A 26,211-nucleotide genomic window follows, 5' to 3' on the forward strand; every position below is an offset into this window, starting at 1 on the left:
ACGCGGACGCCCCGGGGGCGTCAGGCCTCGGCGGCCGGCACCACGCTGAGATGGCTCGCGGAGCGGCGCACGGCGCGCGTCCTGCGGGCGGCGGGTGCGGGACGCGCCTCGCGCAGCACCATCGTCAGCCGCGTGTACCCCATGTCCCGCAGGGCCCTCGGGGTGTCCTCGACGATGCGGCAGTCCGTGGCGCCCCAGCGCGGGTCGGGATGCACCAGCGGGCGGACCGCCCCGTCGTGCTCCGCGGCCCCCTCGCCCACCGCGCGGATCCAGTGCGGCAGGCCGTACCGGTAGGCGGCCTCCATGATCGGGTCCTGGGCGATCTCACGGCGGATCGCCAGCAGCCCGTGGTCGTGGCCGTGCCGCTCAACGGCCGCAGCGAAACCGGCGAGCATCGGCAGGCACCAGCCGGCCTCGTGGTCGCCGAGCACCGAGGGCGCGTCGGGGTGGAAGAGCACGAAGCGCAGGAAGTTGTCGCCCGGCAAGGCTGTCGGATGCGGGCCCACCGCACGGAAAAGTGACGCGAAAGCAGCGTTGGACTGCACCACGTCCCAGCGATGGTCGACCACGACGGAGGGGAAGGGGACGGCCTCCAGGTAGACGGCGCAGTCCTGCAGATAGGCCTGGGCCTCGGGTCCTTCGGGGACGGGACGCGGCACGGACCGCTGCCCACCTGCCTGATATGCCATCGGGAGGTCACCCCTCTTGCCTATGCGGCCTTCACGCGGCGCCCCGATCCTGCTGCCGAGGCGCGGCCATGTCAACTATCGTGGCATTCCATGCTCGTTGACGGCTGAAATTGGCCACAGTTGTGGCGAGACCTGGATGTGAGTTCGAAACACCCGCTACTCTCCACAAGTTCACGGCGACCGTCTGTGCCGATGAGCGTGTCCCTGTGTACGGGGACGTGAGAGACCTAGGAGACCTGTCGGTGGCGGAGGATGGCTTCGAGGTTCCGGGCGCCACGGCGACGGTGCTGCTGTCGGCCGTCGTCGCCCGTGTCGCCGCGCTCGCCGACCGGCTCGGCGTGGCGCACGCGGAGGTCTTCGGCACCGGGCGGCTGTCCGTCGCCTCCGGTGTCCCCGAGCCCGTGGTCAGGGCCCTGCTGAGCGGCCGGCCAGCCGGCGAGCCCGATGTGCAGGCCCGCTTCCTGCAACGCCTGGACCTGCTGCGCCGTACGCGGCTCAAGCCGAACGGCCGCAAGTACACCCAGCAGGAGATCGCCGACGGCGCGGGCATGTCGCGCCAGCAGGCGGGCGCCCTCATCAACGGCGACCGGCGTCCCACGATGGAGCACTGCGACGCCCTTCAGCGCTTCTTCCGCGTGCACGCGGGCTTCCTCACGGCGGAGGACCCGGAGGCGCTCGCGGGGGCGTTGCAGCACACCGAGCAGGAGCTGCTGCAGAAGCTCGCCGCGCGGGAGGCGGCCGCGGCCGCCGAGGACCCGCTGGAGCGGCTGCTGCAGGACCACGGCGTGCGCGGGATCGCGTGGCGTGCCGCTCAGCTGCCCACCGACCAGCACCGCGACAAGGTCGCCGAGTGGCTGGACATGCTCCTGGAGAGCGTGAAGCGGCCCGAGTCGTGATCCGGGGGAGAAGCGTGAGCATCGCGAAGGAAATGCGCCGGCTCAGCGGCGAACTGGTCTCGGAGCTGACCCTCCCGGCCCCCGCCCCGCCGGCCGACCTGTACGCCGCTCTGTGCGACGGGATGAGCAGACGGCGTGGCCGCCCGGTGCACTTCCGGATGGCGCCCTTCCCCGCGGACACGGCCAGCGGGCTGTGGCTCGACATGGCCGACCAGGACCTCGTCGTCATCGAGGAACGCACCGCGCCCGACCACCAGTTGGTGATCCTGGGGCACGAGCTGTGGCACATGAAGGCGGGGCACTGCAGCCAGCACGTCGAGGGCGCCGCGGTCGCGGCGCGTTTACTCAGCGACGGAGCGGACCTGCGGGCGACGGTGCGCAGCGTCGCGGCGCGCACCCGTTTCGACCTGGCCGACGAACGGCAGGCCGAGACCTTCGGTCTGCTGCTGGCCAGCAAGTGCCGTACCTGGCTGCCGGGATCGTCCCCCCGGGGCCGCGGTCAGCGCGACCACCTGGCGGGCCGTATCGAGGCCTCGCTCGGATACCTGGGCCCGCAGAACTGAGCGGCGGCGCGGCCGGGGGCGCGCGCCGGGCGCGTTCATGAGGTGACGGGCCTCGGCGCGCCCCGTCCCGATCCGGGCCGACGGCAGCCCGCGCAAGGACCTTTCACACAGCTCAGGAGCCCTTTCCGGGACGGGGTTGCGCGAGTGCGGCCGCTGCGCTGAGCGGGCGAACCGACGTCGAGGCCCGTCGGATTGTCAGTGGTGGGCGGCAAGCTGGGGGTGCGCCGCCGCACGGTGGCGTACGCGCCGTGGGGGCGCGTGGCAGACGACGACGCCGACACGGGGAGAGCCGACCGATGCCCACTGCCGTACTGACCGACCGCGAACGCACCGCAGTCCAGGCCTACCTCCGGCTGCTGCACACCGTGCGCGCCGCCTTCGGCGACGAGGAGGGCGGTGGGCGCGTCGGCGCCTCCCGCCCGCCGCACGACCGCCTGCCCCCGGTGGTGCCGCCCGGCGTCCTGGCGGAGGCCGAGCAGGCGCTGGCCGACGCCGGGCTGGCCGGCAACGAGGAGGAGTTCTTCCGGCTGCTGCACAGTTGGTGCCCCGGCAGATGACCGCGGGCGGCCGCCTCAGCGGTGCGGCACCGTCACGGCCGTGGCGACCAGTCCGCGCCGTACGGTCCAGCGGCCGTCGAAGCACCCGACCCGGCGCCCGCCGACCACCGGCCCGGGGACCAGCAGCCGGGCCCGGAACGAGCCCTGCGCGCCCGCGGCCGGTCCGGCGCCGACGGGGGTGAGGCCGGCGTCGGCCGAGAGGTCGATGTCGGCCTCACCGAAGTCCAGCCACTTGCCGGTGAGGGGGAACCACGCCTTGTAGACGGACTCCTTGGCGCTGAACAGGAGCCTGTCCCAGTGGACGTCGGGACGGTCCGCGGCCAGCCGCTCGAGCCTCGCCAGCTCCTCGGGCAGGGCGATGGCGGCCAGCACTCCCTCGGGCAGCGGCCCGTTCGGTTCGGCGTCGACACCGAGCGAGGCCAGGTCCACGGACCGGGCCAGGGCCGCCGCGGAGTAGTCCGCGCAGTGCGTCATGCTGCCCGTGACACCGTCCGGCCAGCACGGCGCGCCGCGCTCGCCGCGCAGCACGGGCTGCGCGGGCACCCCGAGTTTCTCCATGGCGCGCCGGGCGCAGCCGCGGACGACGGTGAACTCGCGGCGCCGCTTGTCGACCGCCCGGACCAGAAGCGCCGCCTCCTGCGGGTACAGCGGCGTGTTCCCGAACTCGCGGACGCCCTCCTCGCCGAACGCCTCCACCACCACCACGGAAGCGGGCAACAGTTCGTCGATCACGAGACCTCGGCCTCCCGCGGCAGGATGCGCCGCAGGCGGCCCGGCTGCTGCGACCGTTTGCGCCATTCGCGGGGGTAGCCCACCGACACCTCCTCGAAGCGGACGCCGTCCTGCCTGGTGGTGCGCGGGATGTGCAGGTGGCCGTAGACCATGGCCTCGACGCGGAACCGCCGGTGCCAGTCCGCGGTGAGGGCCGTGCCGCACCACATGGCGAACTCGGGGTGCCACAGGACGTCCATGGGGTGACGGTGCAGCGGGTAGTGGTTGACGAGGACCGTCGGCAGGTCCGCCGGGATCTCGGCGAGCCGCCGACCGGTCTCGGCGACCCGCGCCCGGCACCAGGCCTCGCGGCTCGGATACGGGTCGGGGTACAGCAGGTACTCGTCGTTGCAGACGATGCCCGTGCCCTCCGCGTAGGCCAGCCCCTCCTCCTTGGTCGTGCAGCCGGCCGGCAGGAACGAGTAGTCGTACAGCAGGAACAGCGGCGCGACGGCGACCGGGCCGCCGGGGCCCTCCCAGACCGGGTAGGGATCCTCGGGGCTCGTCACGCCGAGGTCGCGGCAGAGGTCGACCAGGTGCTCGTAGCGGGCGACGCCGCGCAGGGTGACCGGATCCGTGGGGTACGTCCACAGCTCGTGGTTGCCGGGGGCCCAGACGACCTTGCGGAAGCGGCTCGCGAGGGTCTTCAGCGCCCAGCGGATGTCGTCGGTGCTCTCCGAGACGTCCCCTGCGACGAGCAGCCAGTCCTCGTCCGTCTCCGGGACCATGGCCTCGACGAGCGCCCGGTTCTCCGCATAGCCGATGTGCAGATCGCTGATGGCCAGGAGTCGCCCGTCGGCACCGGCCGTCGACGTCACTTCGTACCCCCGCTCAGGAGCCCACGCTCCGTATCCACATGCACACACCAGTGTGCCCACGAGAACACATTCGCGGCCCCGGTACAAGGTCGGATCACGTCGTCCGCGAGGCCGGCACCGGGCTCCACCTGCGCCGGAGCTCCCCATTACCGGACAGGCCGCCACACGTGAACAAGATCGGGAATTCCGTAACACCCGCGTTGCACGCGGCACCCCCGGGAAGCCGTATGATCGCCCCAACACCACCGCCATGGACGTCCCTTCCGCAGGGCGGTTTGGTGACCCACCATTCCCCCTGCCCGGGCCGGGCCTGCTTCGCCCTGCCCGCGAACCGTGAAAGGCGGCCTCGCATGGTCTCTCGCGTACGCGTCTGGCTCAACCGCACGTACGCGGAGAACGTGTTCTTCACGGATCAGCTGCGACGAAATCCCAGCGACCGCGCCGTCGAGATCCACGCCACGCACGGTGACGCCGACTCCCCCGTGCTGGCCGCCGCCGACACCGCCGAGCTCGAGCCGGAGGGCCTCTCCCCGGCCGCGTACGTCGAGTACGCGCTGGCCCAGTGCCGGCGCCGCGGCATCGACGTCTTCGTGCCCCGGCTGCACCAGTCGGCGATCGTGGCGCACCGCGCCGACTTCGAGGCGGTCGGCACCGCGCTGCTGGCGCCGCCGCCGGAGGCCGTCGCCGTGTTCCACGACAAGGTGATCGCGTACGAGGCCGTGCAGGCGATCGGCGTGCCCGTGCCGCCGTGGTACCGGATCCGGTCGGCGGAGGAACTCGTGGCCGCCGTCGAGGAGTTGGAGGACGCGGGACACAAGCCGTGCTTCAAGCCGGCGTCCGGCGCGGGCGGGGTCGGCTTCCGGATGATCACCCGGGCCCCCTTCTCGCTGGCGCACCTCACCGGTTTCCCGAGCCCGTACGTCCAACTGGACGCGGTGGTCGAGGTGCTGAAGCAGGCCGAGGAGCAGGACGGGTCCCAGGTCGACTGGCTCGTCATGCCGCGCCTGGAGCAGCCGGAGGTGTCCGTGGACTGTCTCACCGGCCCCGACAACGTCGTGCGGATGGCCATCGGCCGGACGAAGAACGGCCGCCGGCGGGGCTTCACCCTGCACGAGCAGTGGCTGGAGCCGGCGCGGCTCATCGCCGAGGGCTTCGGGCTGCACTACCTGTCCAACATCCAGTTCCGGATGTTCGGCGACCGCCCGGTCCTGATGGACGTCAACACCCGCCCGGCCGGCGGACTGCACCAGCTGTCCCAGTGCGGGGTCAACGCCCCCTGGGCCGCCGTGCAGTTGGCGCTCGGCGAGGACCCGGGCGAGGTCGTGCCGCCGTTCCTGGGACAGGACTACACGGTGGTGTCGGGCCCGCGGCCGCTGCGCGCGGTGACGCTGCCGCACCAGCGGATGGAGGAGGTGGCGGCCGAGCCGCTGCTGCCGGCCATGCCCGCCCCGGCCGACTCCGTGGAGGTCGCGCCGGCCGCGCAGGCGCTGCCGCTCTAGACAGCCCGAAGCGGATATTTCACCCACCGGTATGGACCAATCCCGCCCATTGTCTTGACAGGCGGATTGGTCCATACCAACTTTGTTGCGCACCCCCTGCACTCCCCTGCACTCCCGAACACCCCCATTCCTTCAGGGAGATCGCGTGCGCAGCACACCCCTTCGACGCCCCTGGCGTCGCTTCCTCGCCCTGCTCGGCACCGCCGGGCTCGCCCTCGCCGGCGCCGTGGCCCTGCCGGGCACCGCCCAGGCGGCCAACGTCCTGACCAACCCCGGGTTCGAGTCGGGCGCCCTGTCGCCCTGGTCCTGTACGGGAAACCTCGGCTCCGTCGTCTCCTCGCCCGCCCACAGCGGGTCCAAAGCCCTCATGGGGGCGGTGAGTTCGGGCGACAACGCCAAGTGCAGCCAGACCGTCTCCGTCCGGCCGAACACCGCCTACGCGCTGACCGGCTGGGTGCGCGGCTCCTACGTCTACCTCGGCGTCGACGGCGGCGCCTCCACCTGGACGTCGTCGCCCTCGGCGTACAGCCGGCTGTCGGTGTCCTTCACCACCGGGGCCTCGCAGACCAGCGCCACGATCTACGTCCACGGCTGGTACGCCCAGGGCGCCTACCACGCGGACGACGTCAGCCTGGACGGACCCGGCGGCGGGGGCGGCACGGACACGCAGGCCCCGACCGCGCCCGGCGGGCTCACCTCGACCGGCAAGACGTCGTCCAGCGTGTCGTTGTCCTGGAACGCCGCCACCGACAACGTCGGCGTCACGTCCTACGACGTCTACAGCGGGTCCGCGAACGTGCTCACCGTCTCCGGCACGGCCGCCACGGTCAGCGGGCTGTCCCCGAGCACGGGGTACACCTTCACCGTGAAGGCGCGCGACGCCGCCGGCAACACCTCCGCGGCCTCCAACTCCGTGTCCGTCACGACCAGCGCGGGCGGGGGCGGCGGCACCGGGTTCAAGCAGGCCGCGCCCTACCTGTTCGAAGGGTGGGGAGACCCGCCGAACGTGACCACGGTGATGAACGCGACCGGCGTCAAGTGGTTCACGATGGCGTTCGTCCTGGACGGCGGCGGCTGCAACCCCCTGTGGGACGGCAACCGGGCGCTGGCCGGCGGGGTCGACCAGAGCGTCGTCAACCAGATCCGCTCGGCGGGCGGTGACATCGTGCCCTCGTTCGGCGGCTGGCAGGGCAGCAAGCTCGGCGCCAACTGCTCCTCGGCGAGCGCACTGGCGGGCGCCCTGCAGAAGGTGATCGACGCCTACTCGCTCAAGGCGATCGACATGGACATCGAGAACACCGACGAGTTCGAGAACGAGGCCGTACAGGCACGGATCCTCACCGCGCTGAAGACGGTCAAGGCCGACAACCCCGGCCTGAAGACCGTCGTCACCTTCGGGACGTCCACGACCGGGCCGACCTACTACGGCAACCGTCTCATCGAGCAGGCCAAGTCGATCGGCGCCGACATCGACGTCTTCACCATCATGCCGTTCGACTTCGGCGGCGGTTCGGACATGTACGGCAACACCGTGAACGCCACCGAGGGCCTGAAGAACAAGCTGAAGTCGACCTTCGGCTGGGACGACGCCACCGCCTACGCCCACATCGGCATCTCCGGCATGAACGGCCTGTCGGACCAACAGGAGAACACCACCCCGGCGATCTGGACGTCGATCCGTGACTGGGCCAACGGCCACCACATCGCCCGGCTCGCCTACTGGGCCGTCAACCGCGACCGGCCCTGCCCGGGCGGCGGCGTGGTGAGCAACTGCTCCGGCATCAGCCAGAGCACCTGGCAGTTCACCTCCATCACGGCCGGCTTCACCGGCTGAGCCTCCCGGCGAGAGCCGAGGAAGCCCGGCCGAAGCCTCCCCCACGGCCGTGAAAGTCCCCCGGATCCCGGTCCGGGGGACTTTTTCCCGCAGGGGGTGTATCAGGGGCTCCCCCGCGGACTCTCAAGGGGGAAGGGCCACCGGGGGAGCACCGGCCCTTGGGGGGAAGCACAGGGATCGACGGGGGGAACCCCGGGGATCGACGGGGGATCCTCGGGGCACGGGGGATCGGGTCGGTCGGCCGCTGTCACGGGGAGCGGCCGACCGGCCCGACCGTGCGTCAGTGACGTCCGGGCCTGCGGTACGGGCCGGGCGTCACTCGCCCCGGCGCAGTCGCAGCGTCAGGATCTGGAAGGGGCGCAGGGTCACGACGACCGTGCCGTCGCCGGGCACGGCAGCCGCCGCCTCGTCCTGCAGGGGTCGTTCCAGCAGGTCGGTGACGTGCGCGCCGGCCAGCGGGAAGCCGGTGCGCAGCACGCCCCGGGCCCGTCCGCCGCGGGACTCGTACAGCCGCACCACGACGTCGCCCGACCGGTCGTCGGCGAGCTTGACGGCCTCCACGGTCACGCCGTCGCCGTCCACGGACACGACCGGCTCCGCGGCGCCCGCCGACTCGGCCATGCGCAGCGGCAGGTTGAGGGCGTAGCCCTCGGCGACCGCGTCCGCGATGGTGGCGCCCGGCAGCAGCGAGTACGTGAACCGGTGCCGGCCCTGGTCGGCCTCGGGGTCCGGGATGCGCGGGGCGCGCACCAGGCTGAGGGCGACCGTGGTCGTCGTGCCGCCGTCCTCGCGGACCGTGCGGGAGACGTCGTGGCCGTACGTCGAGTCGTTGAGGACCGCGACACCGTAGCCGGGTTCGCCGACGTGCACCCAGCGGTGGCCGGAGACCTCGAAACGGGCCGCCTCCCAGCTGGTGTTGGTGTGGGTGGGCCGCTGGACGTGCCCGAACTGGATCTCGGCGGACGAGTGCGGCGCACGGACGTCGACCGGGAAGGCGGCCTTGAGGATCTTCTCGGCCTCGTGCCAGTCGAGGTCGGTCTCGATGTCGACGCGGGGGCTGCCGGCCCGCACGGTGATCGTCTGGGTGAGCGTCGAGCCCTTGCCGAAGGACCGGGTGACGCGCAGGGCGCCGAGCAGCGGGTCGTCCTCCACGACGGTGACCGAGTCCGGGTCGAGCAGGTCGGTGAAGCGGTTCTTGTAGTGCTTGTCGATGTCCCAGGCGTCCCAGTAGTTGGGCAGGTCGGTGTGCAGGCGGAGCAGGTTGCCGGGGCCGGCGAGGACCTCGCGGTCCGCCCGCAGGTCGCGTACCGAGGACAGCGTGCCGTCCGCCGCGAGCTCCACGCGGACCAGTCCGTTGTCGAGGGTCAGGCCGCGGACCGTCACCGGCTGCGGGGACCCGACGGCGGCCGCGGCCAGGGGCGCGGTGCCGCTCGCCGGGACCTCCACGTAGGCCGGGGCCCCCGCGGAGGTGCGGACGACCTCGGCGCGGTCGTACGGGCTGGTGTTGAACACCCGGGTGGCGCCCGCGCCCAGCGCGGCGACCGCCTCTGCGGTCAGCGCCTCCAGCTCCCCCGCGACGCGGGCGTACTCGGCCTCCGCCTCGCGGTGCACCCAGGCGATCGAGGAGCCCGGCAGGATGTCGTGGAACTGGTGCAGCAGCACCGTCTTCCAGAGCCGGTCGAGCCTCTCGTACGGGTAGGCGTAGCCCGGCGCGTGCAGCGCGGCCGTGGTCGCCCACAACTCGGCTTCGCGGAGCCGGTGTTCGGACCGGCGGTTGCCCTGCTTGCCGCGTGCCTGCGTGGTGTACGTGGCGCGGTGCAGCTCCAGGTAGAGCTCGCCGACCCACACGGGGGCGTCCGGGTACTCCTCGCGGGCCTTGGCGAAGAACGCGTCGGGGTGCTCGACGACGACCTTCGGCGAGCCTTCCAGGTCGGCCAGCCGGCGCGCCCGCTCCATGATCTCGCGGGTGGGGCCGCCGCCGCCGTCGCCCCACCCGAAGGGGGCCAGCGACCGGGTGCCGCCGCCCTTCTCGGAGTAGTTGCGCACCGCGCGGTCCATCTCCTCGCCGCTGAAGCGGGCGTTGTAGGTGTCGACGGGCGGGAAGTGGGTGAAGATGCGGGTGCCGTCGATGCCCTCCCACCAGAAGGTGTGGTGGGGGAACTTGTTGGTCTGGTTCCAGGAGATCTTCTGGGTGAGGAACCAGTCGTTGCCGGCGAGCTTGGCGAGCTGCGGGTAGGCGGCGTTGTAGCCGAACGAGTCGGGCAGCCAGACGCCCTTGGTCTCGACGCCGAAGTGCTCGATGAAGAACCGCTTGCCGTGGACGAGCTGTCGGGCGATGGCCTCGCCGCCGGGCAGGTTGCCGTCGGACTCGACCCACATGCCGCCGACCGGGACCCACTGTCCCTTCTTCACCGACTCCTGGATGCGCGCCCACACGTGCGGGTAGTTGTCGCGCACCCACTCGTACTGCTGGGCCTGCGAGCAGGCGAAGATGAAGTCGTCGTACTCCTCTGCGAGCGCGGTGACGTTGGAGAAGGTGCGGGAGGTCTTGCGCTTGGTCTCGCGGATCGGCCACAGCCAGGCGGAGTCGATGTGCGCGTGGCCGACGCCGGAGATGGTGTGGGCGCTGGCGTGCGCGGGCCGGGCCAGGACCGGGGCGAGGACCTCGCGGACGGCGGCGGCGCTGCCGGAGACGTCGTCCAGGTCGAGGGCGTCCATGGCCCGGTCCAGGGCGTGCATGATCTCGTGGCGGCGCGGTTCGTGCTCGGCGAGGTGGACCATCAGGCCGCGCAGCACCTGGAGGTCGAGGTCGAGGTGCCAGACCTGCTCGTCGAGGACCGCGAGGTCGGCGCGGCGGAAGGTGTACAGCGGACGGTCGCCGGCCGTCAGCACGTCGCCGAGGGGGGTCGGCGCGGCGAAGTCGCCGGCCAGGATGTCGGGGTTGGAGGCCGCCTCGACGAGGTAGTCGACGCTCTCGCCGCCCGTCGCCGGGTTGCCGATGGGCACGTACTGGTTGAGCGGGTTGACGGCCTTCAGCGGCGTCCCGTCGGTGCGGTGGACGAGGGCTTCGGCCTGGTTGCCGGGCCAGTCGCCGACGAAGCCGAGGTCGATGACGGCCTCGACGCGCCGGCCGGCCCACTCGGCGGGCACCCGGCCGCGCATCCGGAACCAGGTGGTGCCCCAGGGCGGGCCCCAGGGGGTGTCCATGGCGAAGGGCTCGTAGGCCGCGGCCGCGGCCTCCTCGAAGGGCACGGGCTCCCCCGGCGCCTGCCAGGCCTCGACCTCGAGGGGCACGGTGGCCGCGTATACGGCGGGCTTGACGCGCTGGTCGTGGACGCGCTCGACGCGCTCCTCGATGCGGCGGCGTTCGTCATGCATGGGGAATCTCCAGAGAGGGACCACGAAGTGCGGGAGGCCCGGAGGCCGGGTGCTGGACCCATCGGAGGGAAAGCGCTTTCCCTCCGATGGGGCTACTTAAGGTACGCCAGCCCGGGGTGGACGTCGGTATAGCCCTCGACCAACCTGCGGGCGACGTTCACCGAGTCGACCAGCGGGTGCAGCGCGAACGCCTTGACGGCCGTCGCCCGGGAGCCGGACTCGGCGGCGGAGAGCACCTCGCGCTCGACGCCCTTCACCGCGCAGACCAGCCCCGTGGCGTGCTCGGGCAGCGGGGCGACGGCCACCGGATGGGCGCCGCCGGAGTCGACGAGGCAGGGCACCTCGATGACGGCATCGTCGTCCAGCACCGAGAGGACGCCCTGGTTGCGGACGTTGAGGATCAGCGTCGTGCGCTCGTCGCGGGCGATCGCCCGCATCAGGGCGAGGGCGACCTTCTCGTAGCCGCCGGAGAGGTCGTCGGCGTCGCGTTCGCCGGCCCCGGCGCTCTCCCGGTTCTCGGCCATGTAGGTGGCCTCGCGTTCGGCGCGGGTGCGGTCCCAGGCGGCCAGGGCCGCCGCCCCGGGGTCGCGCATCTCCTCGTAGAAGCGGGCCTGCTGGTCGGCGAGGAAGGCGCCGCGGGTCTTCTCGGCCTGCTGGTAGGCGCGGACGGTCTCCCGGTTGAAGTAGTAGTAGTGCAGGTACTCGTTGGGGATCGCGCCGAGGGACTGCAGCCAGTCGGCGCCGAAGAGCTTGCCCTCCTCGAAGGAGCCGAGCAGGTCGGGGTCGGCGAGCAGCCGAGGGAGCTCGTCGCGGCCGGCGATCCGCAGGCCGCGGACCCAGCCGAGGTGGTTGAGGCCGACGTAGTCGATCCACGCCTGCTTCGGGTCGGCGCCCAGGACCCGGGCGATACGGCGGCCGAGGCCGACCGGCGAGTCGCAGATGCCGATGACGCGGTCGCCGAGGTGGCGGGACATGGCCTCGGTGACGAGCCCCGCCGGGTTGGTGAAGTTGATGACCCAGGCGTCGGGGGCGAGACGGGCCGCCCGGCGGGCGATGTCGACGGCGACGGGGACCGTCCGCAGACCGTAGGCGATGCCCCCTGCGCCGACCGTCTCCTGGCCGAGGACGCCCTGCGCGAGGGCCACCCGCTCGTCGTCGGCGCGGCCCTCGAGGCCGCCGACGCGGATCGCGGAGAAGACGAAGTCGGCGCCGCGCAGGGCCTCGTCGAGGTCGGTGGCGACGGTGACCCGGGGGGCGCCGGGCACGGCGGCGGCCTGCTCCGCCAGCACCCGGGCGACCGCCCGCAGCCGGCCGTCGTCCAGGTCGTGCAGGACGACGTCCGTGACACGCCCCTCGCCGCGGTCCGTCAGGAGCGCGCCGTACACGAGCGGCACCCGGAAGCCGCCGCCGCCCAGAATCGTCAGTTTCACGCCTGCACCTTTCCTGCCAGGACCACCTCGACGCCCGCCTCCTCGAAGGAGGACCGGGTCGCCGGGTCGACCGGCCCGTTCGTCACCACCACGTCCAGGTCCTCGGGACCGCAGACCTTCGCCATGCCCGTGCCCGGGAACTTCGCCGCGTCGGCGAGCAGGACGACCCTGCCGCCGGCCTTGATCATGGCCCGTTTGACCGGCACCTCGACGACCGTCGTGTCCATCACCTGTCCACCCGGGCGCACGCCGCTGGTGCCGAGGAAGAGCCAGTCGGCGTGCAGCTGGCGCAGGTTGTCCTCGGTGAGGAAGCCCACCAGCGAACGGTACTCGCGGCGGACCATGCCGCCGAGGAGCACCAGCTCGATGCCCTCGTCGTCGGCGAGCTCCTCGTAGACCACCAGGTTGCTGGTGATCACCGTGAGTCTGCGGCCGTGCAACTGCCGGGCCAGCCGGTAGGCGGTGGTGCCGATGTCGAGCAGAACGGTCTGGCCGTCCTCGACCATCGCGGCGGCCCGGGCCGCTATCGCGTCCTTCTCGGCCACGCGCACCTCGGCCACCTCGGCGAAGGGCTGGTCGCCCTCCTCCGCGACGGCCCCGCCGTGCACCCGGGTGAGCAGGCCGTCCTCCTCGAGTTTGACCAGGTCGCGCCTGATCGTGGCCGGGCTCACGCCCAGCTCCTCGGAGAGATCGGTCACGGCCGCGGGGCCCCCGGCGCGCAGGGCCCGCAGGATGAGTTGATGTCGTCGTTCTGCCAGCACGACGTGAACACTACTCGTCATCTTCAATCAAATCCATGCTCACTTCTGCTGAGGTATTGACCAATCTCGCCGAGGGGCGCACGATTCCGGTCACCGAAATGAAGAGATTTGACGAGAGGATGTGCGGTGGACGACGACCGGCCCGAGGTGCTGCTCACCGGGCTGCTCTTCTACGACCTCGTCCTCACGGGTCTCGGCAGGCCGCCGGCGCCGGGTGAGGAGATCTGGACCGGCGGCATGGGCTGCGGCCCCGGCGGCATCGCCAACCTCGCGGTCGCGGCGTCCCGCTTCGGCCTGCAGACCTCGCTCGCCACGGTCTTCGGCGACGACTTCTACGGCGCCCACTGCCGCCAGGTCCTCGCCGGCCAGGAGGGCGTGGACCTGGCGCTCTCCCGCACGGCCGACGGCTGGCACACCCCCGTCACCGTCGCCCTCGCCCTCCCCGGGGCCGGGCCCGCCGTGAACGGGGTCGCCCCCGCCGCCGACCGGGCCCTCGTCACCCACGGCCAGGAGCCGCCGTACTCGCAGGACGCGCTGATGGGCGACCCGCCCGAGGCGCGCACGGCCCTCGTGCACCTCGAGGCCGAACCCCGCGCCTGGATCGCCAAGGCGGCCGCGAACGGCACCCACGTCTACGCCGACGTCGGCTGGGACCCCACCCTTCAGTGGTCCGCCGACCTGCTGGACCAGCTGGCCCTGTGCCACGCCTTCCTCCCCAACGAGACCGAGGCGATGGCCTACACCCGCACCGACAGCGCGGTCGCCGCGCTCGGCACGCTCGCCGAGCTGGTGCCGGTGGCCGTGGTCACCCGGGGCGCGCACGGCGCGATCGCGGTCGACCAGACCACCGGCGAGTACGCGCAGGTCCCCGCCCTGGACGTCGACGTCCTGGACGCGACCGGCGCCGGCGACGTGTTCGGCGCGAGCTTCGTGGCGGCCTCGCTCGGCGGCTGGCCGCTGGCGGAGCGGCTGCGGTTCGCCGTCCTCGCCGCCGGACTGTCCGTACGGCACCACGGCGGCGCACTCGCCGCGCCCGGCTGGTACGGCGTGCGGCGCTGGTGGCGCTCGCTCACCGACCCGGACCTCGTGCGGGCGTACGGCTTCCTCGCCGACCGCATCCCGGCGGACGTGGGCCCGCCCGTACGGCACGCCCCCGTCACCCCGCCCGTCCTGCGGTCCTGAGCCGGACGGACGACGCCCCCCACGCACGCCCCTCGAACGGCACCCCGTCTGCGAAGACGCGAACAGATCCGAAAGGCGGTGGGAGCTGTGCGGCTCTCACGAAGAGGCCTGCTGCGCGCGGGCCTGGCCGGCACGGCAGCCACGGCGCTCGGCGGCCTGGCGGCCGGCTGCGCCGTCCCGACCGGCTCGACCGGCCGGAACATGGTCCTCTGGTACTGGGACGGCGGCCTCGGTGACACCGTGGTCAAGAACGCCAAGTCCCGTTACGACGGCTCGGTCGACCTCCAGGCCATCAAGATCGGCGGCTACTACCGCTCCAAGCTGATCACCACGCTGGCCGGCCGCGCCCACATCCCCGACATCGCCGGGCTCAAGGGCGAGGACATGGCGTCCTATCTGCCCGACGCCGACCAGTTCGTGGACCTGCGCACGCTGGGCGCGGAGAAGTACAGGAGCCAGTACCTGCCGTGGAAGTGGGACCAGGGCGTCGCCGACGACGGCTCCCTGATCGGCTTCCCGATCGACTGCGGTCCCGTCGCGCACCTCTACCAGTACGCGGTCTTCCAGAAGGCGGGCCTGCCCTACGAGCCGGCCGACGTCTCCCGGGAGCTGAACACCTGGGAGAAGTTCTTCGCGGCCGGCGAACAGCTGCGCAAGCGGCTCCCGGGGACCTCACTGCTGACGGACGTCAACAGCGTCTTCGAGAACGCGGTGCAGCAGGGCAGTGCACGGTACGTGGACAAGGACCGCCACTTCATCGGCGACCAGGAGCACGTACGCCGCGCCTGGGCGCTCGCCGTCGAGGCCAAGCGGCGCGGCATCGTCTCGAACCTGGTCAGCGGCACCCCGGACCAGCTGTCGGCGGTGGAGGACGGCAAGCTGCCCAGCCAGCTGGGCGCCTCCTGGGCCACCAACGACCTCAAGACCGGCGTGCCGAAGACCAAGGGCCGCTGGCGGGTGGCCGACATGCCCGTGCGGCCCGCGAACAACGGCGGTTCGTTCCTGTCGGTCACCAAGGCGTGCCGGGAACCCGAGCAGGCGTTCCAGATCATCAGCTGGATGCTCGACGCGGGAAACCAGGCGCAGGGCTTCCTGGACGCGGGGCTGTTCCCCTCCACCCCCGCCTCGTACGGCCTGAAACAGGTGCGCGAGCCCGACGAGTTCTTCGGCGGGCAGGTCACGATGGACGTCTTCGGCCCCGCCGCGCAGAAGATCGTCGTCGCCTACAACAGCCCCTTCGACGTGGCGCTCGGACAGCCCGTCAAGGACGAGATCAAGAACGTCGGCGTCCTCGGCAAGGACCCGGAGCAAGCCTGGAGTGACGCCATGAGCACCTGCCGGCGCATCGCGAGGCACCTGGGGGTGAGCGTCTGATGGCCACCCTCCCCGCGGTCGAGACGCCCCCCGCGGTCGTCGCGCCCACGCCCGTCGTCCAGCCCCGCAAGGGCCTGCGCGCGTACTGGCACCTGTACGCCGCGATCTCCCCCTTCTATCTGCTGTTCCTCTGCTTCGGCCTGATCCCGGTCGGCTTCTCCCTGTACCTGTCCTTCCACCGCTGGGACGGCCTCGGCTCGATGGAGTGGGCCGGGCTGTCGCAGTACCGGTACCTGCTCGGCGACTCCCAGTTCTGGAGCTCGATCGGAACCACGATCGTCATCTGGGCGCTGGCCACCTTCCCCATGATCTTCCTGGCGATGGTGACGGCCGTGCTGCTCAACTCGGCGGTCCGCTTCAGGACCCTCTACCGGATCGCCTACTTCCTGCCGAACGTCACCTCGGTGGTGGCGATCGCGATCGTCTTCGGCTCGGTGTTCTCCACCAACTTCGGCCTGGTGAACGCCTTTCTGCAGGGCGTCGGCTTCGACCAGATCGCCTGGCTGAACACCCCGTGGGGCATCAGGATCGCCGTCGCGACGCTGATGACCTGGCAGTGGACCGGCTACAACGCGATCATCTTCCTGGCCGGCCTGCAGACCGTCCCCGGCGAGCTGTACGAGGCGGCGCGCATGGACGGCGCGGGTCCCGTGCAGACCTTCTTCCGGATCACCCTGCCGATGATGCGTCCGGTGCTGCTGTTCGTGCTCGTCGTGTCGACGGTCACGGGTCTGCAGAGCTTCTCCGAACCCCAGGTCCTGCTGCAGAACACCTCGAACGACTCGACGTTCTCGGGCGGGCCGGGCCACGCCGGCCGGACCATGGTCCTCTACTTCTTCCAGCAGACCTTCGACAACAACGACTTCGGCTACGGCGCCGCCGTGGCGTGGGGCATCTTCCTCGTCGTCGTCCTCTTCTCGATCATCAACTGGCGGCTGGTGCAGCGCCGGGGCGAAGACTAGGGGGGCCACACACCATGGCATCCATCCGGACCACCCGGCGTACCAGCCCGACCACCCGGCGAACCAGGGGGGTCGACGGATCCCGCCGCCGCGGGATCGCCCTGCACGCGGTCCTCGTCGTCGGTGTCCTGCTCTCGGCGTTCCCGTTCTACTGGGCCGTGATCATGTCGACGCACACCACGTCGGAGATCTTCTCCTACCCGCCCAAGCTGCTGCCGGGCACGCACTTCCTGGAGAACCTGCGCAGCCTCTTCGACACCGTCGACTTCTTCGGCTCGATGCTCAACTCCCTGCTGGTCGCGGGATCGGTGACGTTCCTGGTCCTGTTCTTCGACTCGCTGGCCGCCTTCGTCTTCGCCAAGTTCGACTTCCCGGGCAAGCGCCTGCTGTTCGTGCTGCTCATGTTCATCTTCATGGTGCCGGCGCAGCTCCAGGCGATCCCGCAGTTCGTCATCATGGCCAAGCTCGGCTGGATCGGGTCGATGACGGCGCTGATCGTGCCGGCGGCCGCCAACGCGTTCGGCATCTTCTGGATGCGGCAGTACATGAGGGGCGCCATCCACGACGAACTGCTGGACGCCTCCCGCATCGACGGCGCGAACTTCCTGCGCCAGTACTGGCACGTGGCCCTTCCCGTCGTCCGGCCGGGCCTGGCCTTCCTCGGCATCTTCACCTTCATGGGGCAGTGGAACGACTACGCCTGGCCCCTGATCGCCCTCACCGATCCCGACAACGTGACCCTCCAGGTCGCCCTGTCCCAGCTCAACGGCACCCACGGGACGACGGACTACGGAATGGTCATGACCGGCGCCCTGCTCGCCCTCGTCCCCCTGCTGATCGTGTTCGCGGTAGGCGCCCGCCAGATCATCGGGGACCTCGCCAAGGGAGCCATCAAGTGACGGACCCGCTGCTGGCGCTGCGGCCCTGGTCGGCGCCCGAGGTGACCTCCTGGGGCCGGCTTCCCATGAACGCCGTCGACCGGCGCTCCGGAGCACACTCCCTGGACGGCGACTGGCGTTTCCAGTTGCTGCCCGCTCCGGACGCGCCGGTCGGCGGTCGATGGTCGAGCGCGGCCGTGCCCGGCGTGTGGACCATGCAGTCCGTCGACGGCGCCGACGACCTCCCGCAGTACCTCAACGTCCGCATGCCGTTCGCGGACGTGCCCCCGCTGGCGCCCGACGCCAATCCGACGGGTGTGTACGAGCGGGGCTTCGACGTCCCCGCCGAGTGGGCGGGACGCCGGATCGTGCTGCAGGTGGGGGCCGCCGAGAGCGTGCTGCTGGTGCACGTCGACGGGCGGCCGGTCGGTGTGTCCAAGGACTCCCACCTGGCGGCCGAGTTCGACCTCTCGGACGTCGTGCGCCCGGGCGGGCGGCACCTCGTCCGGCTGACGGTGGTCAAGTGGTCGGACGCCTCGCACATCGAGGACCAGGACCAGTGGTGGCACGGCGGGATCACCCGTTCGGTGCTCCTCTACGCCACCGACCCGCTGCACCTGGCCGACGTGGACGTGGTGGCATCGGCCGACGGCGAGCTGCGCGTCGACTGCCGGGTGCGGGACGCGGGCGGTGCGCTGCCCGCGGGTTGGTACGTCAGCGGCGAGCTGGACGGCCTGCCGCTGGCGCGGGACGCCGGGTTCGACCTGGCCAACGCGCGGGAGGAGCGGGTCTCCGCCTTCCTCGGCGAGGTGCGGCTGGGCGTGCGCGTGCCCGGGGTGCGCGCCTGGAGCGCCGAGACGCCCGATCTGTACGGCCTGACCCTGCGCCTGCACCGCGCGGACGGCTCCGTCGCGGACACCTCCCGCCACCGGATCGGCTTCCGGGACGTGACGATCGTGGGCCGCGACCTGCTGGTCAACGGAGAGCGGATCTTCGTCCGGGGGGTCAACCGGCACGACTTCCACCCGCTGACCGGACGGACCGTGTCACACGAGGACATGCGCGCCGACCTGGTCGTGCTCAAGCGCTACGGCTTCAACGCGATCCGCACCGCGCACTACCCGAACGACCCCGCGCTGTACGACCTCGCCGACGAACTCGGCTTCTACGTCGTCGACGAGGCGGACATCGAGTCCCACGACCACGCCCACGAGATCGCCGACGACCCCCGCTACCTGAACGCGTTCGTGGACCGGGTGTCGCGGATGGTGCTGCGCGACAAGAACCACCCGTCGGTCATCGTGTGGTCGCTGGGCAACGAGTCCGACTACGGCGCGAACCACGACGCGGCCGCGGGCTGGGTCCGCCGCCACGATCCGACCCGGCCGGTGCAGTACGAGGGCGCCGCCAAGCTCGGCTGGGCCGACCCGGAGGTCGCCTCCGACATCGCCTGCCCGATGTACGCGCCGCTGGAGGACTGTGTGGCGCACGCGCTGTCCGGGCTGCAGACCAAGCCGCTCATCCAGTGCGAGTACTCCCACGCGATGGGCAACAGCAACGGCACGCTGGCCGACCACTGGGCCGCCATCGAGGCCACCCCGGGTCTTCAGGGCGGGTTCATCTGGGAGTTCTGGGACCACGGCATCCTCCAGGGTGTGAACGACGCGAGACCGGTCGGGCGTGGGGGCGCCGGACTGTATGACAACGGTGTCGCCGCGCCCGGGTACCGCTGGGCGTACGGCGGCGACTTCGGCGAGAAGGACCACGACGGCGCGTTCATCGCGGACGGCGTGGTCTTCCCCGACCGCACTCCGAAGCCGGTGATGTCCGAGCACCGGGAGCTCGCCGCGCCGGTGCGGCTGCACGGCCTGCGGGAGGACGGGGTGGTGGTCTCCAACCACCAGAATTTCCGCGGTCTGGAGTGGCTCGCGGGCGAGTGGGAGCTGTCGCTCGCCCACGGCGGCACGCTCACCGCGGCCGCCGAACTGCCCGACCTGTGTCCGGGCGGGACGGCCCTGCTGCCGCTGCCCTTCGACCTTCCGCGGGACGGCGGCGAGGCATGGCTGACGCTGCGGGTGACGACGGCGCAGGACCTGCCGTGGGCGCCGCGCGGCACCGCGGTGTGCGCGCCGCAGGTACGGCTGCGGACGGCCGAGCCGTTCGACGCGCCCGCGGGGTCCGGCCGGGTCGAGACCGACGCCGCCGGACTCCTCGTCCACCCGCTGCTCCACGCCGCGCCGACGCTGTCGCTGTGGCGGGCGCCCACCGACAACGACGAGCTGGGCGGGATGGCGCGTCGCTGGCGGGCGTGGGGACTGGACTCGCTCGTGCGCAGGCTGGTCTCCGTGCGTCAGGAGGGCGACGGCGTGACCGTGCTCGCCGAGTACGCGGGCGCCGGCGGCGTCGTACGGCACCGGCAGGTGTTCACGCCGGTCGAGGGCGGCCTGCGGATCGACGAACAGGCGGAGCTGCCCGAGGAGTTCGAGGACGTGCCGCGCGTCGGCTCGGTCTTCGAGACGGTCGCGGGGCTGGACCTGCTGGAGTGGTTCGGGCAGGGCCCCTGGGAGTCCTACCCCGACCGCGGCTCGGGCGCGCCGGTGGGCCATCACTCGCTCGCCGTCGACGAGGCGTTCACCCCCTATCTGCGTCCGCAGGAGAGCGGCGGCCGGCACGGCGTGCGGCGCTTCACGCTCTCGGCGCCGGACGCCACCGGCCTCGCGGTCACGCTGGACGAGCCGCGCCAGGTCTGCGTCACGCGCTACCGCGCCGAGGACCTGACCGCCGCCGCCCACCACGACGAGCTCACCGCGCGGGACGGCTGCGTCGTGCACGTGGACGCCGCGCACCGCGGCCTCGGCACGGCGTCGTGCGGCCCCGACACCCTCCCCTCCTACCTCGTCCCGGCAGGCGTCCACCGGTGGAGCTGGATCCTGCGCGTCCTGTGAACCCCTCTCTCCGGTAACGGACTTCGCAACGGAGCAGCACGTGTGTACTTCGCATGCCCACACTCAGGAAGAGGCCGTCCGGCCCGGCGCCGGCAGGCGCGGCTTTCTGCGGGCCACCGCCCTGCTCGGAGCCGCCGCGACGGCCGGGCTCGCCGTTCCGGCCGCCGCCGAAGCGGCCCCCGCCCGGTGGCGCCCGGACCCCGACAGCCGCCGTTTCACGCTCGCCGTCATGCCCGACACGCAGTACCTCTTCGACGGGCCGAGCATCGACAGGGCGCCGGTCGAGGCGTCGCTGCGCTATCTGCTGGAGCGGGGCGCGGACGACAACATCGTGTTCCTGTCCCACCTGGGGGACCTCACCCAGAACGGCGCGAAGGAGGAAGTCGCCGCGATCAGCGAGGCGTTCGGGCTGCTCGACCGGCGCGGGGTGGGCTACAGCGTGCTGGCGGGCAACCACGACGTGCCGTCCTCGTCGACCGACCGGCGCGGCGCGACCCCCTACCTGGACGCCTTCGGCCCGCAGCGGTTCCGGGGCCGACCGACCTTCGGCGGGGCCTCCCCGGACGGCTACAACAGCTTCCACCTGTTCCGCGCGGGCGGCCGGGAGTGGATGGTGCTGGCACTGGACTGGCGGCTGTCGGAACAGGGGTACGCCTGGGCAGCCGACGTCCTCGCCCGGCACCCGAGGACGCCGGTCGTGCTGACCACCCACGAACTGGTCGTCGAGGACGACGCCCTCTCGGCGTACGGACAGCAGCTGTGGGACCGGCTGATCGAGGACCACGACCAGATCTTCCTCACGCTCAACGGGCACTACTGGCCCGCCGGCCGCGCGACGCGGAAGAACGCGGCCGGACACGACGTCCATCTGCATCTGACGAACTACCAGAACCGGTACTTCGGCGGCGCCGCGATGATCCGCCTGTACCGCTTCGACCTCGACCGGAACGTCATCGACGTGGAGACCGTCTCGCCCTGGATCCGGAGCCGGGCGGCGAAGGGGCTGGGCGAACTGGAGCGGCAGGAGCTCGAACTGAGCGGCGACGCCGACCGGTTCACGGTCGGCATCGACTTCGCCGAACGCTTCGCCGGATTCGATCCGGTGCCGGCCCGCCCGGCGCGACCCGTGTCGAAGGTCCTCGTGCCGGGCACGGCCGCCTACTGGCGGTTCGACGGGCACGCCGACGGCTCGGCCGTCTCCGGGACCGTGCGTGACCTGTCCGGGCGGGGCAACGACCTCATGGTCGTCGCGGTCGGCGGCGGAACGCTCGGCTGGTCGTCCGACCACCATCCCGACCAGCCCGGACACGGCAGCCTGGAGTTCCGGGGCTTCAAGTCCCCGCTGAAGGGCGCCTACCTGCGCACGGTCGACGGCGCCCCGCTGAACGCGGCGACCTTCGCACACGGTTACACCGTCGAGGCGTTCTACCGTCTTCCCGCCGACTGGGATCCGGCGCACCACGCCTGGTCGGGGCTGGTCGGCCGGACCGGCACGGGCGGCGCCGCGGGCAAGTCCGCCGACGATCCGGACGAACCGCTCGCCACCCTCTCGCTCTCCAACGACCGGGAACCGCAGTGGGCGATGCGTCCGCTGAACCAGCAGGGCATCGCCACCAACTGGGGCCAGGAGACGCCGCTGGAGACCTGGTGGCACCTCGCGGTCGTCAACGACGGCCGGCACACCACGCTGTACGTCGAGGGCTGCCCCGTGGTCCGCAACCCGAAGGCCGCGGCCGTCGGCATCGCCTCCGTCGGGCTGCCGTGGCTGCTCGGCGGATACACGTACGCCGGACAGATCGACCAGATCCTGCACGGCCGCCTCGGCGACGTGCGCATCGTCGAGCGGGCGCTGCCCGTGACCTCCTTCCTGAACCACTGAGACCTCATGGAAGTCCTGATGACCGAGCAGCAGCTGCCCGTCTGGGCCGACCCGTCCGTCTCCCCCGCCGCGCTCGACCCCCAGGGCGTGTCCCGGCGGCAACTTCTGCGCCGTGCAGGCCTGTTCGGCGCCGCGTTCACGCTGGGCGGCGCGGCCACGCCCGCCCTGGCCGGTCCGGCCGCGGCCGGCGAGAGGGGCTGCGGCGGCGAGGACCCGCGGCTCGCCTACCTCGTCGGCGACCACCACGTGCACTCCGTGTACAGCCACGACGCGAAGTACACGTTCTCCCAGCAGGCGCGGGCCGCCGCCCGGTACGGCCTGGACTGGATGGTGTTCAACGAGCACTCCAACTTCGGGCACGCCTCCCACGGTGCCGCGCTGGAGCACAAGGAGATCCTGAAGGCCCGCGCCGCCAACCCCCGCCAGCTGATCTTCCAGGGCCTGGAGTGGTACATCCCGGCCGCCGAACACTGCACGGTGTTCGCCGCGCCCGGCCCGCACGAGGTCGACCTGCTCACCCGGTTCGAGCTGGCCTACGACGGCAAGCTGCTGGGCTACACCGAGGGATCCGCCGGCGCCGCCGACACCGCCCGCAACGAGGCGCACGCCGTCAAGGCGATCAAGTGGCTGGCCGAGCAGCGCCGCACGGGCTACGTCGACGACGTGCTCGTCCTCGCCAACCACCCGCTGCGCCTGGGCATCGACTCGCCGCACGAGATGCGCGGCTGGCGCGACGCGGCCCCCGAGATCGTGATCGGCATGGAGGGCGCGCCCGGCGCCCAGGGCGCGGCGATCCCCGGCTGGCGCGGCGCCACGTCGATCCGCGGCGAGTACGAGAACAAGCCGTCGGCGCAGTCCTGGGCGGGCTATCCGGCGGACGCGTACCTCACGTACGGCGGCTTCGACTGGGCGACCGCGACCGTGGGCGGTCTGTGGGACTCGATGCTGGCCGAGGGCCGGCTGTTCACGATCACCACCAACTCCGACAACCACCGGACCGTCTTCGACACCTGGAAGAACGGCGACTGGCCGGCCGGGCAGACCTTCGACGACACCGGCAGGCTGCCGGACCCGGTGAACACCGACACCCCGCAGCCGGGCAGCGACTTCTGGCCCGGCCAGTTCAGCCGCACCCACGTGGGCGTGACCCGCTACGGCTACCGCGCGGTGATGACGGGTCTGCGGGAGGGCCGCGTCTGGCTGGACCACGGTCATCTGCTGGACGGCCTCGAGGTGCGGCTGCGGCGCGGGCACGACGGCGGCCGGGGCGTCACCCTCGGCGGACGGCTGCGGGTGCGCCGGGGCGAGAAGCTCACCCTGGACATCACGGTGACCACCGCCTCCCGCCCCAACCCGCAAGGGATCCTGCCGGAGTTGGCGCACGTCGACGTGATCCGCGGTGCGGTGCGGGGCCCGGTGTCCGACCGTGACTCCTGGCGGGCGCCCGACACCAGGGTCGTGCGCTCCACCGACGTGAGCGGCCGCAAGGGCACGTACACCCTGCGCGTCCCGCTCTTGGTGGGCGACGAGTCCTTCTACGTCCGGCTGCGGGGCAGCGACGGCAACCGGGGCGGAACCGGTTACCTGGGCGCTTCGGTGGACCCGCGCGGTCCGATCCCGCACCAGCCGGGCAACGGCGACCCGTGGGCGGACACCTGGTTCTACTCGAACCCGATCTTCGTGGACGTCGTGAGCTGACGCGCCCCGAAAGGGGTGCGGGGAACCGCGCGGCCGGCCCGACCGGTCCGCGGTTCCCCGCACCCCCTCACTCAGCGGTGCTCGGCGTCAGCCCTTATCCGTAGAACCGCGAAAGGCTCTGCAGCACGGCCGCGGGCTTCGCGCCGCCCTCGATCTCGATCGCCCCGTCGACGGTGATCTGCACCCCGCCGGCAACGTCCTCGACGTCGGTCAGCTTGCCGACCAGACGGATCCGCGAGCCGACCTTGACCGGCGAGGGGAAGCGGACCTTGTTCAGCCCGTAGTTGACCTTGGTGGTGACGCCCTGGACGTCGAGCAGTTCGGTGAAGAGGGGGATGAAGAGGGAGAGGGTCAGGTACCCGTGGGCGATCGGCGCTCCGAAGGGTCCTGCCGCGGCCTTCTCCGGGTCCACGTGGATCCACTGGTGGTCCCCGGTCGCGTCGGCGAACGTGTCGATGCGCTCCTGGGTGACCTCGATCCACTCGCTGGTGCCCAGGTCGCTGCCGGACAGCTTCCTCAGCTCGTCGAGGCCGTTGACGATGATGCTCATATACCGTTCCTCACAGGGGAGTTGCTCATAGCGGAGTCGTTCAGGAGTGGGTGCCGAACCGGGAGCGCACCCGGGCCTTGAGGAGCTTGCCCGAGGCGGTGCGCGGCAGTTCGTCCGCGATGACCACCGACTTGGGGATCTTGTACCTGGCGAGCCGGCCCGCCAGGGAGGCCAGCACCTGGCCGGGGTCGAGCACGGCGCCCTCGCGGGGCACGACGACCGCGCGGGGCACCTCGCCCCACTTGTCGTCCGCCACCCCGATGACCGCGCACTCCACGATGTCGGGGTGGGCCAGCAGCAGGTCCTCGATCTCGGCGGGGTAGATGTTCTCCCCGCCCGAGATGATCATGTCCTTGATGCGGTCGACGATGTGCACGTATCCGTCCTCGTCGACCCGGGCGGCGTCCCCGCTGCGGAACCAGCCGTCGGCGAAGGCCGCGGCCGTCTCCTCGGGCAGCCCCCAGTAGCCGGGCATGACGTGCGGGCCGCGGACCACGACCTCGCCGGTCTCGCCGGTCTCGACGGGAGCCAGGTCCGGCCGTACGACCCGCACGTCGCTGAAGAAGTGCGGGACGCCTGCCGAGCCCGCCTTGCTGACGGCGTGCTCGGCGTCCAGGAAGAGCGTGCCGGGCGAGGCCTCGGTCATGCCGTAGCCCTGCAGGAAGGTCAGACCGCGCGCCTGGTAGGCCTCGATGAGCGGCGAGGACACCGGGGAGCCGCCGCAGGTCAGGATGCGCAGGGAGGACAGGTCGGCGGCGGGCCAGCGCGGGTGCCGGGCGACCTGGTCGAACATGGTCGGCACCCCGAACATGAAGGTGATCCGGTGCTCCTCGATCAGGTCGAGGGTGGCCCGCGGGTCGAAGGCCTCGACGAGCACGCAGCAGCCGCCCTTGAGGAGCACCGGCAGGGTCAGCATGTTCAGTCCGGCCGTGTGGAACAGCGGCGCGGAGACGAGGGCGCGTTCGTCGGCGACGAGGTCCGTGTCGACGAGGACGTTGATCGCGTTCCAGGTGAGGTTGCCGTGGGTGAGCATGGCGCCCTTGGGGCGGCCGGTGGTCCCCGAGGTGTACATGATGATGCAGGTGTCGTCGGGCGCGACCGGCGTGTCGATCGGCTCGTCCGGCGCCGCGGCGAGCGCCTCCTCGTACTCGGCCCCGACCTCGAGGTACGTCCGGACGTCCGTGTGCCCGGGCAGTCCGGCGACGAGGCCCGCGTGCGAGGGCCCGTAGACGAGGGCCTTCGCCCCGGAGTCGGCGAGCTGGTAGGCGATCTCGGGGCCGGCGAGGCGGGTGTTCAGGGGGACGAAGACCGCGCCGAGGCAGCCGGCGGCGAACAGGGCCTCCAGATAGGAGGGGTGGTTCGGACCGAGGTAGGCGATACGGTCGCCCCGCCGCACGCCCCGGGCGCGCAGGGCGTGCGCCAGGCGCGTGGTGCGGGTGTGCAGGGCGAGGTAGTCCGTCGGCCTGCCGTCGTGGACCAGGGCGGTGCGGTGCGGGGTCTTGCGGGCCCGGCGTGCGGGCCAGGACCCCAGTCCCTCGTTGCGCATC

20 protein-coding genes are annotated in these 26,211 nt (G+C 71.9%); 12 read left to right on the forward strand and 8 right to left on the reverse strand.

Features of this window, described 5'->3' with window-relative positions; genetic code table 11:
• Positions 1-20: 20 nt before the first annotated feature.
• Positions 21-689, reverse strand: coding sequence for an MmyB family transcriptional regulator (locus OHS82_RS08610; protein ID WP_057582784.1), 669 nt, complete (start codon positions 687-689; stop codon positions 21-23).
• A 242-nt stretch (positions 690-931) separates the two neighbouring features.
• On the opposite strand from OHS82_RS08610, the gene OHS82_RS08615 reads away from it, so the two are divergent.
• The 3 genes from OHS82_RS08615 to OHS82_RS08625 all read left to right on the forward strand — a co-directional run bounded on the left by OHS82_RS08615 (position 932) and on the right by OHS82_RS08625 (position 2,705).
• The gene (locus tag OHS82_RS08615; protein WP_057582785.1) at positions 932-1,585 is read left to right on the forward strand and encodes a helix-turn-helix domain-containing protein; all 654 of its coding nucleotides are present in this window, start codon (positions 932-934) and stop codon (positions 1,583-1,585) included.
• Positions 1,586-1,617: 32 nt separating this feature from the next.
• Positions 1,618-2,148, forward strand: coding sequence for a hypothetical protein (locus OHS82_RS08620; RefSeq protein ID WP_057582786.1), 531 nt, complete (start codon positions 1,618-1,620; stop codon positions 2,146-2,148).
• 296 nt (positions 2,149-2,444) lie between these two features.
• Positions 2,445-2,705 carry a hypothetical protein gene (locus tag OHS82_RS08625; protein WP_057582787.1) on the forward strand — a complete coding sequence of 87 codons (261 nt, stop codon included), beginning with the start codon at positions 2,445-2,447 and terminating at the stop codon, positions 2,703-2,705.
• Between the two features lie 15 nt (positions 2,706-2,720).
• On the opposite strand, the gene OHS82_RS08630 is transcribed toward OHS82_RS08625, so the two are convergent.
• Positions 2,721-3,437 carry a 4'-phosphopantetheinyl transferase family protein gene (locus OHS82_RS08630; protein ID WP_328433622.1) on the reverse strand — a complete coding sequence of 239 codons (717 nt, stop codon included), beginning with the start codon at positions 3,435-3,437 and terminating at the stop codon, positions 2,721-2,723.
• Complete coding sequence (locus tag OHS82_RS08635; protein WP_057582789.1) at positions 3,434-4,294, reverse strand: metallophosphoesterase family protein; 861 nt, start codon at positions 4,292-4,294, stop codon at positions 3,434-3,436. The genes OHS82_RS08630 and OHS82_RS08635 overlap by 4 nt, the downstream gene beginning before the upstream one ends.
• A gap of 350 nt (positions 4,295-4,644) precedes the next feature.
• Between OHS82_RS08635 and OHS82_RS08640 the strand changes: the two genes are divergently transcribed.
• The gene (locus tag OHS82_RS08640) at positions 4,645-5,793 is read left to right on the forward strand and encodes an ATP-grasp domain-containing protein (protein WP_057582790.1); all 1,149 of its coding nucleotides are present in this window, start codon (positions 4,645-4,647) and stop codon (positions 5,791-5,793) included.
• Positions 5,794-5,938: 145 nt separating this feature from the next.
• Positions 5,939-7,627: a fibronectin type III domain-containing protein gene (locus OHS82_RS08645; RefSeq protein ID WP_057582791.1), complete on the forward strand. Its 1,689-nt coding sequence runs from the start codon at positions 5,939-5,941 to the stop codon at positions 7,625-7,627.
• A 315-nt stretch (positions 7,628-7,942) separates the two neighbouring features.
• Here the strand turns inward: OHS82_RS08645 and OHS82_RS08650 are convergent, their stop codons facing one another.
• The 3 genes from OHS82_RS08650 to OHS82_RS08660 all read right to left on the reverse strand — a co-directional run bounded on the left by OHS82_RS08650 (position 7,943) and on the right by OHS82_RS08660 (position 13,196).
• Complete coding sequence (locus OHS82_RS08650; RefSeq protein WP_057582792.1) at positions 7,943-11,005, reverse strand: alpha-mannosidase; 3,063 nt, start codon at positions 11,003-11,005, stop codon at positions 7,943-7,945.
• Between the two features lie 92 nt (positions 11,006-11,097).
• A complete protein-coding gene (locus tag OHS82_RS08655) occupies positions 11,098-12,435 on the reverse strand; it encodes a 6-phospho-beta-glucosidase (RefSeq protein ID WP_057582793.1) in 1,338 nt (445 codons plus the stop codon).
• Positions 12,432-13,196: a DeoR/GlpR family DNA-binding transcription regulator gene (locus tag OHS82_RS08660; protein WP_057582794.1), complete on the reverse strand. Its 765-nt coding sequence runs from the start codon at positions 13,194-13,196 to the stop codon at positions 12,432-12,434. Before OHS82_RS08660 ends, OHS82_RS08655 begins: the two co-directional genes overlap by 4 nt.
• Positions 13,197-13,322: 126 nt before the next feature.
• Between OHS82_RS08660 and OHS82_RS08665 the strand changes: the two genes are divergently transcribed.
• The 7 genes from OHS82_RS08665 (at position 13,323) to OHS82_RS08695 (ending at position 24,114) form a co-directional block, all read left to right on the forward strand.
• A complete protein-coding gene (locus tag OHS82_RS08665; protein WP_328433623.1) occupies positions 13,323-14,378 on the forward strand; it encodes a PfkB family carbohydrate kinase in 1,056 nt (351 codons plus the stop codon).
• A gap of 87 nt (positions 14,379-14,465) precedes the next feature.
• Entirely contained in the window at positions 14,466-15,752 is a 1,287-nt protein-coding gene (locus tag OHS82_RS08670) for an ABC transporter substrate-binding protein (protein WP_328433624.1), read from the forward strand.
• Complete coding sequence (locus tag OHS82_RS08675) at positions 15,752-16,714, forward strand: carbohydrate ABC transporter permease (RefSeq protein ID WP_057582797.1); 963 nt, start codon at positions 15,752-15,754, stop codon at positions 16,712-16,714. Before OHS82_RS08670 ends, OHS82_RS08675 begins: the two co-directional genes overlap by 1 nt.
• 14 nt (positions 16,715-16,728) lie before the next feature.
• Positions 16,729-17,613 carry a carbohydrate ABC transporter permease gene (locus OHS82_RS08680; protein WP_057582799.1) on the forward strand — a complete coding sequence of 295 codons (885 nt, stop codon included), beginning with the start codon at positions 16,729-16,731 and terminating at the stop codon, positions 17,611-17,613.
• Positions 17,610-20,537 (forward strand): glycoside hydrolase family 2 TIM barrel-domain containing protein, encoded by a 2,928-nt coding sequence (locus OHS82_RS08685; RefSeq protein WP_328433625.1) that lies wholly within the window; start codon positions 17,610-17,612, stop codon positions 20,535-20,537. The genes OHS82_RS08680 and OHS82_RS08685 overlap by 4 nt, the downstream gene beginning before the upstream one ends.
• Before the next feature lie 40 nt (positions 20,538-20,577).
• Entirely contained in the window at positions 20,578-22,416 is a 1,839-nt protein-coding gene (locus OHS82_RS08690) for a LamG-like jellyroll fold domain-containing protein (protein WP_328433626.1), read from the forward strand.
• A gap of 18 nt (positions 22,417-22,434) precedes the next feature.
• On the forward strand, positions 22,435-24,114 hold the full coding sequence (locus OHS82_RS08695; protein WP_328433627.1) for a histidinol-phosphatase: 1,680 nt from the start codon (positions 22,435-22,437) through the stop codon (positions 24,112-24,114).
• Positions 24,115-24,208: 94 nt separating this feature from the next.
• Here the strand turns inward: OHS82_RS08695 and OHS82_RS08700 are convergent, their stop codons facing one another.
• Positions 24,209-24,664, reverse strand: a complete 456-nt coding sequence (locus tag OHS82_RS08700) for a MaoC family dehydratase (RefSeq protein ID WP_266725511.1) — start codon at positions 24,662-24,664, stop codon at positions 24,209-24,211.
• 40 nt (positions 24,665-24,704) lie between these two features.
• Positions 24,705-26,210, reverse strand: coding sequence for an acyl-CoA synthetase (locus tag OHS82_RS08705; RefSeq protein WP_328433628.1), 1,506 nt, complete (start codon positions 26,208-26,210; stop codon positions 24,705-24,707).
• Between the last annotated feature and the right edge of the window lies 1 nt (position 26,211).

It is taken from the genome of Streptomyces sp. NBC_00425 (assembly GCF_036030735.1).
Lineage (GTDB): Bacteria > Actinomycetota > Actinomycetes > Streptomycetales > Streptomycetaceae > Streptomyces.